This is a genomic window from Gordonia polyisoprenivorans (assembly GCF_017654315.1).
Lineage (GTDB): Bacteria > Actinomycetota > Actinomycetes > Mycobacteriales > Mycobacteriaceae > Gordonia > Gordonia polyisoprenivorans_A.
This window is the reverse complement of record NZ_CP072203.1, coordinates 2,409,180-2,421,987: the sequence shown is the minus strand read 5'-3', so window position 1 is coordinate 2,421,987 and position 12,808 is coordinate 2,409,180. Positions and strand designations below refer to the sequence as shown.

The following is a 12,808-nucleotide window of genomic DNA, read 5'->3' as shown; positions in this document are numbered from 1 at the left end:
TCAGCGCGCCCGGGACGAGAACCGGCGGCCGAAGACGTCCTCGGCGATTCGGTTCTTGAGGATCTCAATCGAGCCGCCCGCGATCATCCAGCCCCGGGTACGTCGGAAGCAGTACTCGACCAAGCTGTCGTCGCAGAAGCCGGACGCACCCATCGCCTGCATGGCGACGTCCGCGGCGGCGAACCCGGCCTGGTTGGCGGCAAGCTTGGCCATTGCGGTCTCAGCGGCCGTCGGCAGACCGAGCCTGTCGCCGTTGGCCGCCGCGCGCTCGAGCAGCAACTGGGCCGATTCGAGCTTGACCGCTGCCTCGGCGAACATCCACTGCAGGCCCTGGAACTCGGCCAGCGGCCGGCCGAACTGCTCACGGGTCAGTACATGGTCCCTGGCCACGTCGAAGGCGTAGCGACCCACGGCGATAGAGCGTGCACTGTTGCCCAGGCGCTCGACGTTGAACCCGCTGATCTGCTTCTTGAAACCACCCTGGCCCAGGAGTACCTGCTCGGGGCCGATCCGGCAGTTGTCGAAGTAGAGCGGACACCAGTGCTCGCCGTTCATGTACCCGACCGGCTTACCGACCTCGAGACCCGGCGTGTTCCGGTCGACCAGCACCGAGCCGATGCCGTCGATACCCTTGGCGAAACGCACGTAAACGAGGTAGACGTCTGCGTCGGCGCTGTGGGTGGAGAACACCTTGGTGCCGTTGATCAGCCAGCCATCGCCGTCCGGGGTGGCCGCGGTGGTGAGCTCGGTGGCGGCTGAGCCGGCACCGGGCTCGCTCATGCCCAGCGACATCAGCAGATCGCCGGAGAGCAAGCCGCCGAGGTAGCGCTCGCGCTGGTCCTCGGTGGCGTACTGCGCGAAGGTGCGGATCGGGCCGAAGTTGCCGGCCTGCACGATGTCCGCGCTGCGCGGACACCGACTGGCGACAGCCTGGATCGCGGTGATGGCGGCGCTCAGACCCGCGCCCTGACCCCCCAGCTCCTCCGGGATACTGAGGCCGAGGAGACCCTGGCCGGCCAGCATACGTGCGAGATCGCGGGGGTAGTCCGTCTCGTGGGCACGTGCGAGCGCACCGGGTGCGAGTTTGCCGGCGGCGAAATCCACCACCGAGGCGCGGAACTCCGCGAGGGTTTCCGGGTCAGTGATCATGTTGTGCCTGTGTGCCTTTCTCCGGCGCCGATCGGCGTCGTGTGTAGGGCTGCGATGACCTGTCCTGCCTGGTTGGGCACTCTGTCGTACAGCTCGAACAGTTGTGGGTCGTGACCCGGGATGATGTGGGCCGGCGAGGAGGCCAGGTCCTCGATGCGCTCATAGCCGTCGAAGACCTGCTCCAGGTCGACCAGCGCGGGGAACGGGTTCCGCTCGCAGATGTTGCCGAAGTAGTGTGCGCCGTCACAGGCGAGCACGATCCACCCTCGGTCAGTGCGGATGCGCGCGATCTGCGAGCCGCGGGTGTGACCCGCGACCAGACGGAGCTCGAAGCCCGGCAGCAGGTCGTGATCGCCATCGAGCAGCGTGACCGTGCCCGCGTACAGCCGGCGAACGATCGTGGCGACGTCCTCGGCCTCGAAGAAGTGGCTGAGGCGGTGGTGGCGCATCGCGGGTCCGGCGGCGTATTCGAGTTCCGCCTGCTGCAGTACCACCTGCGCGTCGGGGAAGTCGTTCACGTTGCCGGCGTGGTCGTAGTGCAGGTGACTGAGCACCACGGTCTTGACCGCGGCCGGATCCAGGCCCGTGGCAGACACGGCCTCCGCGGCAGTCAGCTCGAGGTGGCGTCCACGGCGAGCACCGGCCACCCGGTCAAAGCCGGTGTCGATCACGACCACGTCGTCGCCGCAGGCGGCGACGAAGACGATGAAGTCGATCGCCTGCTCCCCCGAGCGGTCACCCGGGTAGAGGTAGTTGTCGCGCGCCGGCCGGCCACCGGTGGCGGTCCGGACCGCCCACACCTGCCAGACCGGCCCAGCACCGGCTCCGCTCTCAGGCACGGCCCTCGATCACCTTGATCATCACGGGGTAATACGCGGCGCCGAGTCCGGCGTCGTGCGCCCGCTGCAGCAGATCCATGGTCTGCTGCGCGGATCCGATCGGGACCTCCGAGTCGGCGGCCAGCTGCAGCGCGAGCTTGAGGTCCTTCATCGCGTAGTCGACCGGGAATGCGCGCTCGGGGTACTCGTCGGGAATCATCGTCGCGGTGGCAGTGTTGCGCAGCGCGAAGCTGTCGGCTGAGCCGAGCGCCAGTGTCGAGAACAGGGTCTGCGGATTCACCCCGGCGGCCCGGCCGATGGCCAGCGCCTCGGCGACAGCGTTCATGTTGATGAACAGCACCATGTTGTTCATGATCTTGAGCACCTGGCCGGCGCCCACGTCGCCCGCCTGTACGATGTCGGTGCCCATGCACGAGAGGTAGGGCTGGAGCAGCGCGAACGTCTCGTCATCTGCCCCTACGGTGATGAGCAGGGTGCCGGCGGCGGCGGCCTGGCGCTGCCGGGCGACCGGCGCGTCGACGAGGGCGATGCCCTCCGCGCGCAGCCGCTCCGCGAGCACCCGGGTGCGGGTCACGTCGCTGGTGCTCATGTCGACGACGATCTGGGGCCGGGACGGGCCCGCGAGCAACTCCTCGCAGACCGACTCGACCTGGACGATCGAGGGCAGCGAGAGGAAGACGATGTCCGCCTCGCCGCCGACCGCGGCGACGCTGCCACGCGCCTGGGCGCCGACCTCGACCGCGGCGGTCATGGCGGTCTCGTCCGGGTCGTAGACGACGAGAGTGCGCTGGGACTTGCGGGCGAGGTTCGAGGACATGCCCGAGCCCATGACGCCCAAGCCGATGAATCCGAGGGTGTGGTTCATGCGATATCCATGATGACGGCCTTGACTTGGGTGTAGTGGTGGATCGCGTCGATGCCCTTCTCGCGCCCCAGACCACTGTTCTTGTAACCGCCGAAGGGAACTTCCACCCCGGCGCCGGTGTATCGGTTGACCTGGATCTGACCGGCCTGCAGCTGAGCGGCGACCCGGTGCGCGGTCGCGACGTTGCCGGTGAACACACCTGCCGACAGGCCGTACTCGGTGTCGTTGGCGATCGAGATCGCCTCGTCGAGGTCGTCGAACTCCAAGACGGACTGGACCGGCCCGAAGATCTCCTCCCGCGCCACAGGCATGTCGTTGCGCACGCCCTGGAGGAGGGTCGGGGTGACGTAGTGTCCGCCGATGCCACCCGCAACCTCGGCGCGCTCGCCGCCGACGACCAGCTCGGCGCCGCTCGTACGGGCCGAGTCGAGGTAGCCCAAGACCTTCTCGAACTGCGGGTTCGAGATCAGGGGACCGACGTCCGGCTCGTCGAGGCCATGACCGACCGACAGGCCATCCATCCGAGCCGCCAGCCGCTGGACGAACTCGTCGCGCACTCGCCGGTCGACCAGCAGTCTGGTGGTGGCGAAGCAGGACTGGCCCGAGTTACGAACCACGGCGAGGGCGCCGGCCTTGGCCGCGGCGTCCAGATCGGCATCCGCGCACACTATTGTCGGCGACTTGCCGCCGAGCTCGAGGTTGACGCCGATGATGCGGCGGGCGGCGACCGCGCCGACCCTGCGGCCGGTGCCCACCGAGCCGGTGAAAGTGATGTGGCGGACCAGTTCGTTCTCGATGAGATCGGAGCCCGTTGACGCGCCGCGGCCGAGCACGACGTTGCACAGCCCAGCGGGGATGCCGGCGGCCACCATGAGACGAGCGGTGTAGATGCTCGTCAGGGGGGTGAGCTCGGAGGGCTTGGCCACCACGGCGTTGCCGGCGGCGAGACTGGGCGCGACACCACGGGCCAATTGGGTCAGTGGCGCGTTCCACGGCGTGATGTGCGCGATGACACCCAGGGGCTCGTGCAGCGTGTACGAGAACGTGCCCGCAGGCTGCGGCAGGGTGTCGCCGTGGATCTTGTCGGTGAGACCCCCGTAGTACTCGAAGTATCGCGCGCTGCCGGCGATGTCGGCGCGCGACTGCGACAGCGGCTTGCCGGAGTCGATGGTCTCCATGTGGGCCAGCAGGTCGGCGTCCGCGCGGATCGCGGCCGCGACCGCCAGCATCCGGCGACCGCGCTCGGCTGGGTCGAATCGCAGCCAGGCCGACTGGGCCTCGTGTGCGCTACGGACGGCGTCGCCCACCTGCTCCGCCGAGGACTCGACGACATGGGCGACGACGATGCCGGTGGCAGGGTCGTCGACGTCGAGGACGGTGGCGCCCTGACGAGGCGCGACGAACTCACCGTCGACAAACGCGGTGAGCTCGCTCGGAAGCTGGGATTTCGCCAGGATTTCGGCGACATCGGATCGGGCGGTGGCCGTCACGGTCTCCCTCACAATCCTAAGTTGTGTTATGCCCCATCCGCGGGGCCGGTCGTTGAAAACGGTATATTATTAACCGTTATCGCGCCACCCCCTGGACGACCCGTAGGAGCGGTCGGGCTGGCCACGAATCCCACCCTGCCGAGGAGAACGTGTGTACGAGGACTACGCCCCATCCACCCGAGCGACCTGGACCCAACGGGTCCTCGGCCACCTCGCCGACGACCAGGATCAGCCCGCGCTCATCGAGGCCACGCCCGACGGCATCCGCATATGGACGCGGGCGGAGCTCCTGCGGATGATCGCCGGCTCATACGAGCTGCTCACCGATTCGCTCCTCGCCGGCCAGATCGCGCCGGCGCTGTTCACCACCCGGCCGGCATCGGTCGCGATGCTGGTCGCGGGTGCTCTGGCGGGCCGGCCCCTCGCCCCGCTCGCTCCACGCATGACCCTTCCCGAACTGCTCGGCTGCATCGGCGACATCCCCGGCGAGATCCTGTTCGCAGAGGAATCGTCGGCCGAACTGGCGCACGAGGTCGCCGAAGCGATCGGCAAACGGGTCGTGCTGGTCGACGCCGACATCGCCGGCACCACCGAGTTGCGGCCCAACGACGACCCGGATGCCACTGCGCTGATCATGCATACCTCGGGGACGACCGGGCGGCCCAAGCGCGTGGCGGTCCGCGAGTTCCCCCTTGGCCGTCGCGCCGACGTCAACGGCTACCTCCTGGGCGTCACCCCCGGCGATCGGGTCGTGACCACCTCGCTCTTCCACCACGTTGGCGGACTCGGCAACATCGCGGTGGCGCTCGGCAACGGCGCCGCCGTCGTGCTCTTCCCGACCTTCTCCGTCGACGCCTGGCGCCAGGTGGACGCCGCAGCGCCGACCCAGTGCGTCACCATCCCCTCGGTCTTCGAGACCCTGCTCGCGGCCGACGCGCTGAAGTCGAGCACTCTGCGCACCCTCGGCTACGGCGCGTCGCCGATCCACCCTGACACGATGCGTCGAATCCAGGAGGTCTTGCCTGACGTGGACTTCGTCAATCTCTTCGGCCAGACCGAGGGATCGCCCGTCGCCACACTGAGCCCCGCCGATCACCGCGCGGCGGTCAACGGACGCGAACATCTCCTCAAGTCGGTCGGCCGCGCCGCTCCGGACGGCGAACTCAAGATCCACGAACCGGATGCCGACGGTGTGGGCGAAGTCTGGGTCCGGTCCCCGCATTCCTTCCTCGTCGACGAGGAAGGCTGGCAGCACACCGGAGACCTCGGCCGCATCGACGAGGAAGGGTACCTGTTCTTGGTCGGCCGTCGCGGAGACAAGATCATCCGCGGCGGGGAGAACGTATACCCGGTCGAGGTCGAGCAGGTCCTCACCACCCATCCCGACGTCCAGGACGTCGTTGTGGTGGGCGTGCCCGATCGACGCCTGGGTGAGACGATCAAGGCGTTCATCGTCGCCTCCCCGGGCGCGACGCCCGATCCCGAGACGCTGCGCGCTTACACCCGCGAGCGCCTCGCCGGTTTCAAGGTGCCGGTGATGTGGCAATTCATCGACGAGATGCCCCGGAACGCCAACGGGAAGATCATGCGCCGGGCACTGCCCGTCGAGCCCGTCGACTGACCGGCCAAGCCGGCCGGCCACCGTGGTGACCGTCCAACCGGGCCGATCAGCTCAGGGGCACGCGGTCTGAACTGGGCACCAGCTGGTTGCCGCGTGCACGACGCGCATCACGCTCGGCGATCTCGTTGGCGAGGCCCTCGCCCATCGTCGAGTCCAGACTGGCCCGATAGAGCCGCTTCAGCTCCCGCACGATCGCGCCGTTGCGAGCGGCAACAGCTTCACCGAGTTCCTGTGCCTTGCCGAGAAGCTCATCGTGCGGCAGGACATGGGTGACCAGGCCCTTCTGGAGCGCCTCCGCCGGCGTCAGCAGCCGGCCGGTGAACGACATCTCGAGGGCGAGCCGCTGCCCCACGGCACGTGGGAGGTGGGCCGTCATGCCGCCGCCGGGCAGGATGCCGACCTTGGCGTGGGTGTCGCCGAAGACGGCCCGCTCGGAGGCGATCAGGATGTCGAGACCGAGCGCGAACTCCAGTCCACCGGTCAGGACGGGACCGTTGATCGCGCCGATCGTCGGCTTTGTCAGGACGGGCATCCGCTGGATGAGGTCGTTGACGCCAGCCGGCGGCCGACCGGTCTCGCCGAACTCGCGGATGTCCAGCCCGGCGCAGAAGGCAGGATCGCTTCCGGTGAGCACGATCACAGCGACGTCGGGGGCCTGCTCCGCCGCGCTCAGAGCCGCGTCGACCTGTGCGACCATCGCGGCGTTGAGCGCGTTGCGCGCCTGCGGCCGGTCGAACGTGATGGTCGCGACGCCGGCCCGCACGACGTACTGCGCGACCGGCGCGTCGGATGTCGTCTCCTCGGTCATCAGCTGTCCTTCCAGCGCTCGAAGCGGTCCTCGGTGTATCCCGCCAGAACGGCCTTGCCTGCGATCACCCGCTGCAGCTCGAGCGAGCCCTGTGCCACCTCGTAGAACTTCGCCTGGCGGTAGAGCCGCTCGACGGCCATCTCCTTGCTGAGACCGTAGGCCCCACACACCTGCAACGCGGCACTGGTCGTCTCCGTGGCGGCGCGCGCGGTCACCAGTCGCAGCGCGGCGATCGCTCCGGCGAGCTCAGCCCCCTCATCGAGACGACGAGCGGTGTCGTAGAGGGCGGCTCGTGCCGCGAGCACGGACGCACTCATGTCCGCCAGAAGCGCGCGAATGGTCGGGAACTTATCGCCGATCGCCGTGCCGCGGTGGGTGCGCTGCAGGGCGTATCGCGTCGCCTCGTCCAGGGCGCGCTGCGTGACACCGACGTTGAGGGCCGCGATCCGCAGCTTGCCGAGCGCCTCACCAGCGAGCATGACGCTGAAGCCGTCGCCCAGGGCGCCGACGAGGCCCTCTGCCGGGACCCGCACACCGTCCAGCCGCACCGGCCGGGCCTCAGCGGCGCCGTATGCGAGCACCTCGACCGCGTGCTCGGGCTGCCAGCCGGGCTGTTCGGTCTCGACGAGGAAAGCGCAGGACGCCCCGGACTCGTCGACAGCGAAGACGAGCGCGATCTCGGCGACGCCCGAGTACGAGATAAACGCCTTGGCGCCGTCCAGCACCCAGCCGTCGCCATCGCGCCGGGCCCGGGTGGCGAGCTGCTTGGGGTCCGAGCCGGTCTGCGGCTCGGTGAAAGCCCACGAGGCCACAACGTCTCCGGCGATCAGGCGCTTGGCCCACTTCTCTCGCATCGCCGGTTGACCGTGGTCGAGCAGCGCTCGCGCGACCTGGATCGTGGTGCCTGGGTAGAGGGCAGCGACCGCCGATGTGTAGGCGACCTGCTCCAGCGCGACGATGAAGGCCAGCACGGGCGCCCCGCCACCGCCCTCTTCCTCGGGGAATGAGAGGCCGATGAGGCCCAGGTCGCGGACATCGGACCAGGTCTCGGGCGAGAAGCGCTGCGTGCGGTCGAGCTCGGCGTCTCGCTCGGCGAATCGGCGCCAGGCCTGCCGGCGCACGCTGCGTGCGAGCTCTTGCAGCTCCGGTTCGAGATAGCTCATCAGGTCTCCTTCTCCACCGTCTTCGCAGTCGCCATGTCGGCGTCCTCGACGGTCGTCAGCCAGTGCCGGCCGTTGATCTCGACCAATCGTGGCTGGATCGTCGGTATCCGCCGCCCGGCTCCGGCCACCGCGCGCGCGACGCCCTCCGGGCCCGCCGCGGCGATCAGCTCCAAGTTGTGTCGGGTCGGCGTCATCATCGCGATCACGCCCTGGTCCGCTCCGGTGACGGCGTCGGCGAGGTCGATCCAGAAGGACACGTCCGCCTCGGTGCTGTGGGTGTGCGCGAGCTCCTGCTCGGGCAGGACGGCAATGAAGAAGCGGGTGTCGAAGCGGCGTGGCTCGAACTCGGGCGTGATCCAGTGCGCCCATGCCCCGAGCAGGTCGGCACGCAGCACGAGCCCCCGCGCGGCGAGAAACGCTGCCATCGTGATCTCGCCGGTCTCCAGCGCGCGGCGCGCCTCGGTCCACTCCGCGCCGGCACAGACACCCAGCACCGAGTCGGGACCCGGTCCTGCGAACAGGATGCCGGTCTCCTCGAAGGTCTCGCGCACGGCCGCGACGACCAGCGCACGGGCCTGGTCGGGGTCGCAGTCCCATCGATGCGCCCATTCCGCGGGCGCCGGCCCGACCCACGGCACCGGTTCGCCGTCGGTGGGCTGGACGGAGCCGCCGGGGAAGACGTGCATCCCGCTGGCGAAGGCCATCGATCGCTGCCGACGCATGAGCAGCGCCTCGAAGCCGGTATCGCCCTCACGGAGCACCATGAGGGTCGCCGCGTCGCGGGGTGCGGCAACGGTGCCGTCCCAGGACTCCAGGTATGCCATCAGACGGTCAGGCAACGGTCGCATTGCTCTCCTCCACCAGGGTCGCCAGGTACGCCCACTCCTTCGCGGGCGTGCAGCCCGACTCGACGAGGACGTTCAGGACCACTTGATCCGCGCCCGCTGCGAGATTCTCCTCGACCCGAGCACGAACGTCATCGACATCGCCGTAGGCCACGAGGGCATCGATGAGCCGCTCGCTCGGGCGCCGTCGAGGTCAGCCTCCTCGAATCCCGAGGGGAGCAGATTGGCCCGATAAGCGGGCAGTCGCACCGGGAGGAACTGACTGGCGAGAGCCCGGGCGTCGTCCGTGGACCGCCCGAGCATGACCTTCACCTCCGGGATGAGCCACTTGTCAGGCCCGAGGACCTCTCGCGCCCGCGCGGTGTGCGAGACGGGCGAGCTGTCGGTGTGCGCACCGTCTGTCAGCTCCCGGGCCAGCTCGAGCATTCGCGGTCCGAGCGCGGCGATGACACGGGGCAGCGGCGGGGCCTCGTGGTCCCGATACGGGCTCGCGTCCATGTTCTCGACGTAGCCACGAAGCCGGTGCAGCGGCGACAGCTCCGGCGCGTCCGCGCCGCCGCGGCGCTTCGCGACGATCGGGTGGCTGACACCGACGCCGAGGAGGAAGCGCTCCGGATGCGCCTCGCCGAGCAGCTGCTGCGCGGCCCGCAGTGCGAGCGGATCGCGGGCCCACACTTTCGCGATGCCCGTCGCAACAACCAGGTCGGAGGTGGCGGAGAGGCACAGCGCTGCGAGCGACACGACCTCACGGCCGAAGAATTCCGGGAGCCACAGTGTGCCCCAGCCGTCACGCTCGGCACCTACCGCCTCGCGGGGCGCGGCCCACGGCACGTCGTCGAACGACGCGCTCCAGAGCGCCACCCTGTCCAGCTTCATCCGCATTCCTCCGCGCCCGGCGAACCTAGCCATCACTTCGCTAGATGATATACCTGTTTACTGAAGTCGGGCCAGAAACATTGCGCCCGCAGGACATCGAGGAGAGTGCCGTGTTGAGTCCCGAGGAGGCCCAGGCCCAGGCGCTGTGGTTTCAGGAGCACTGGAGCAAACACGTCCCGTTCAACGTCGAGATGGGCCTCGATATCGTGAAGTGGGAACCTGGCGTGGTCCGGGCGCGCCTGCCGTACGCCGACAAGCTGTCGGCCCACGACGGGATCTTTCACGGCGGTGTGCTCTGCAGCGCGATCGACACGATCGGCTCGGGTGCCGTCGTCGCCGGGCACGACTTCAACCTCGGCAACCGGTTCACCACGGTGGCGCTGAACGTGCAGTTCATGGCCGTGGCCAAGGGGCCTGAGGTGATCGTCGAGGGCACGTGTATCCGTCGCGGACGCCGGCTCAACTTCGCCCGCGGCCAGGTGCTCAGCCTGGAGGGCGAGATCCTCGCCGAAGGGACGCTGACCGTCAACGCATCGGGCCAACGACCCCGAGTGGGGACCATCGAGGGAACGGCTCACTAACCGGTCGGGCGCCGCGCACCCTTGCCGGTGATGACTACCACTCGGCCCTCGCACAGCCCGATCACGACGAGCTCCTCAGACCACGTCGGGTGAATTATTTATTGCACTAACTTGAATGATTGTCCCTTTTCTATCAGCATGGCCCGTCGTCACAGCGGCGGCACAGGAGAGACGGAGTAGCGATGCGTTCGTACGACTTGAAGATGGATGTCACCGGGACGACGGGTCTGCCGGGTCAGCTGAGTACCGCGGTCACGGTCTACCTGCCGGACCGGATCGACAGCCCACTGGCTGTCCTCTTCGGCTTCCCGGGGGGCGGCTACGGGCGCCGCTACTACGACATCCAGAGCCTGCCCGGCTACAGCCAGGCAGAGCACCACACGAAGCAGGGCTTCGCCTTCGTGGCTTGCGACCACCTAGGGGTCGGCGACAGCGACCAGCCGGACACTTTCGCCCTGACATACGAGAACCTGGCGGCCGCGAACAACGCCGCGGCTCGCAGCGTCGTCGCCGGGCTTCGCGAGGGCACACTTGTGGACGGTATGGGGCCGACCGAGGTCTCGACAGTGGTCGGAATGGGCCAATCGATGGGCGGCTGCCTGCTCACCGTCCAGCAGGCCAACCACGGCACCTTCGACGGCGTCGCCTTCCTCGGATGGAGCGGGACCTTCACCAACTTCCCCGCGCCGGACGGAGGCAGGATCATCTACCCAATGCCGCAGCGGGGTACCGATCTGCGGCCGATCGCTCATCAAGTCCTCGGCGGGGTCGGCCCGGATGATTCTGAAGCCCGATTCTGCTTCCACTGGCCAGACCAGGAGCCGGAGCTGGTGGAGGCGGACCTCGCCACGTTCAAGCCCTATACGGGTGTGGTCCGCGGCGACGAGACAACGCCGTGGGGCAGCGGGACAGTCCCTGCGTGCGCCATCACGATGATGACCGACGGAGCGGTGGCGAAAGAGGCCGCTGCCATAGACGTCCCGGTGATGGTCGCCTGCGGAGAACGGGACGTTGTGCCCGATCCGTGGGCCGAGTCGAGCGCATTCCGTGGATCGTCACAGGTCTCGCTGCGCGTTGTGCCGCGCATGGCCCACATGCACAATTTCGCGCGAACTCGCAAGGAGCTGTGGGACGCCCTCGCGAACTTCGCGCAGGGCGTCCGCCCGAGGCAGTCGGCAACTGCCGACACCGCCGTCTGACCCGCCGGCCGCGGGCCAGACCGGCGTCCTCAGCCCGCTTGCTCCGCCGCCACCTGCTCGGCGAGCGCGTCGGCGTACTTCGCCCGGGCGGCCTCCACCCGGCGCGGCAGCCACTGTGACGGAAGCCCGTCCGCGGCCGGGCTGTGGTCGCGCAGGATCAGCCGCGCCGCGGAGCTCAGGTGGGACTCGGTCGGGCCATCCCAGATGGCGTACCCGGGTGCGAGGGACCACATCTCCCCGAACGGCATCTCGTTCGACAGACCGAGCGCGCCGTGCAGATGCATCGCCCGCTCGGTGACGTCGTGGGCGACCTTTGCAGAGAGCACCTTCGCGACCGCGATGTCGCGCCGCACCTCTTGCGAGTAGCCCTTCCCCTGGTCGATGCGCCAGGCGGTGCGCAGCACGAAAAGCCGGAACTGCTCGATCTGCGCGTAGCTCTCGGTGATCGCCTGCTGCACCAGCTGCTGCTCGGCGAGCGGACGCCCGCGCAGCGTGCGGCTCAAAACGCGCTCGCAGGCCATGTCGAGGGCGTACTGAGCCTGGCCGATCGCACGCATGGCGTGGTGGATGCGGCCGCCCGAGAGTCGGGTCTGCGCGATCTCGAAGCCCTGGCCCGGCTCGCCGAGGAGGCTGTCCGCAGGTACTCGCACGTTGTTGTAGGTCAGCAGCGCATGATCCATCGCCTCCGGCGCCTCGTTCATGTACTGCGTGCGACGAGTCATCTCGATGCCAGGCGTGTCACGCGGCACCAGGAACATCGACATCCGCCGGTACGGGTCGGAATCCGGATCGGTCACCGCAATGACGATGAGAAAGGCGGCCTCCTCCGAGTTGGAGGTGAAGAACTTCTCGCCACTGATCAGCCAGTCGGTGCCGTCCCGGACGGCAGCACAGCGGAACCCGAGCGGATCGGCACCACCTTGCGGCTCGGTCATCGAGAACGCCGAGAACAACTCGCCGTCGAGCAGCGGCTGCAGATACTTCGCGCGCTGCTCGACGGTGCCGTAATGCGCGATGATCTCGGCATTGCCGGTGTCCGGGCCCTGCACGCCGAAGATCGTCGGGCCCCACGAGTACGGCGAGATGATCTCGTTCATCAGGCTCAGCTTGACCTGCCCGAAGCCACGGCCGCCGAGCTCAGGACCGAGGTGGCAGGCCCAGAGCCCTCGCGCCCGGACCTCGTCCTTGAGCGGGTCGATGACCTTCTTCAGCCACTCGGCCGGGGCCTTGTGGTGGTGGTGCGGCCAGACGAGATCCAACGGCGCGATCTCCTCGCGCGCAAACCCCCGCATCCACTCCAGCTGCGTCTCGAATTCGGGTTCCGTACTGAAATCCCACATTGGCCAACCGCCTTCTTCCCTCGTCGTGTGGT

General features: G+C 68.6%; 12 protein-coding genes. 3 read left to right on the top strand and 9 right to left on the bottom strand.

Annotated elements, in window-relative coordinates:
* From J6U32_RS10855 to J6U32_RS10840, 4 genes are read right to left on the bottom strand one after another with little or no spacing between them, the layout of a single operon-like run.
* Entirely contained in the window at positions 1-1,149 is a 1,149-nt protein-coding gene (locus tag J6U32_RS10855) for an acyl-CoA dehydrogenase family protein (RefSeq protein ID WP_208795414.1), read from the bottom strand.
* On the bottom strand, positions 1,146-1,988 hold the full coding sequence (locus J6U32_RS10850; protein ID WP_208795412.1) for an N-acyl homoserine lactonase family protein: 843 nt from the start codon (positions 1,986-1,988) through the stop codon (positions 1,146-1,148). Before J6U32_RS10850 ends, J6U32_RS10855 begins: the two co-directional genes overlap by 4 nt.
* Positions 1,981-2,853, bottom strand: a complete 873-nt coding sequence (locus J6U32_RS10845) for an NAD(P)-dependent oxidoreductase (RefSeq protein WP_208795411.1) — start codon at positions 2,851-2,853, stop codon at positions 1,981-1,983. The genes J6U32_RS10850 and J6U32_RS10845 overlap by 8 nt, the downstream gene beginning before the upstream one ends.
* Positions 2,850-4,343 (bottom strand): aldehyde dehydrogenase family protein, encoded by a 1,494-nt coding sequence (locus J6U32_RS10840; protein ID WP_244332798.1) that lies wholly within the window; start codon positions 4,341-4,343, stop codon positions 2,850-2,852. The genes J6U32_RS10845 and J6U32_RS10840 overlap by 4 nt, the downstream gene beginning before the upstream one ends.
* A gap of 151 nt (positions 4,344-4,494) precedes the next feature.
* On the opposite strand from J6U32_RS10840, the gene J6U32_RS10835 reads away from it, so the two are divergent.
* Entirely contained in the window at positions 4,495-5,964 is a 1,470-nt protein-coding gene (locus J6U32_RS10835) for a class I adenylate-forming enzyme family protein (RefSeq protein ID WP_208795409.1), read from the top strand.
* A gap of 46 nt (positions 5,965-6,010) precedes the next feature.
* On the opposite strand, the gene J6U32_RS10830 is transcribed toward J6U32_RS10835, so the two are convergent.
* From J6U32_RS10830 to J6U32_RS10815, 4 genes are all read right to left on the bottom strand, one after another.
* Positions 6,011-6,772, bottom strand: coding sequence for an enoyl-CoA hydratase (locus J6U32_RS10830; protein ID WP_208795407.1), 762 nt, complete (start codon positions 6,770-6,772; stop codon positions 6,011-6,013).
* Positions 6,772-7,935, bottom strand: coding sequence for an acyl-CoA dehydrogenase family protein (locus tag J6U32_RS10825; RefSeq protein WP_208795405.1), 1,164 nt, complete (start codon positions 7,933-7,935; stop codon positions 6,772-6,774). The genes J6U32_RS10830 and J6U32_RS10825 overlap by 1 nt, the downstream gene beginning before the upstream one ends.
* Positions 7,935-8,783: an NUDIX hydrolase gene (locus J6U32_RS10820; protein WP_208795403.1), complete on the bottom strand. Its 849-nt coding sequence runs from the start codon at positions 8,781-8,783 to the stop codon at positions 7,935-7,937. The genes J6U32_RS10825 and J6U32_RS10820 overlap by 1 nt, the downstream gene beginning before the upstream one ends.
* Before the next feature lie 72 nt (positions 8,784-8,855).
* Positions 8,856-9,656: an LLM class flavin-dependent oxidoreductase gene (locus J6U32_RS10815; protein WP_208795401.1), complete on the bottom strand. Its 801-nt coding sequence runs from the start codon at positions 9,654-9,656 to the stop codon at positions 8,856-8,858.
* 110 nt (positions 9,657-9,766) lie between these two features.
* Here J6U32_RS10815 and J6U32_RS10810 point away from each other — a divergent pair, with 110 nt between their 5' ends.
* Positions 9,767-10,237 (top strand): PaaI family thioesterase, encoded by a 471-nt coding sequence (locus J6U32_RS10810; RefSeq protein ID WP_208795399.1) that lies wholly within the window; start codon positions 9,767-9,769, stop codon positions 10,235-10,237.
* 182 nt (positions 10,238-10,419) lie between these two features.
* The gene (locus tag J6U32_RS10805) at positions 10,420-11,436 is read left to right on the top strand and encodes an alpha/beta hydrolase (RefSeq protein WP_208795397.1); all 1,017 of its coding nucleotides are present in this window, start codon (positions 10,420-10,422) and stop codon (positions 11,434-11,436) included.
* 29 nt (positions 11,437-11,465) lie between these two features.
* Here the strand turns inward: J6U32_RS10805 and J6U32_RS10800 are convergent, their stop codons facing one another.
* On the bottom strand, positions 11,466-12,776 hold the full coding sequence (locus tag J6U32_RS10800) for an acyl-CoA dehydrogenase family protein (protein ID WP_208795395.1): 1,311 nt from the start codon (positions 12,774-12,776) through the stop codon (positions 11,466-11,468).
* Positions 12,777-12,808: the final 32 nt, after the last annotated feature.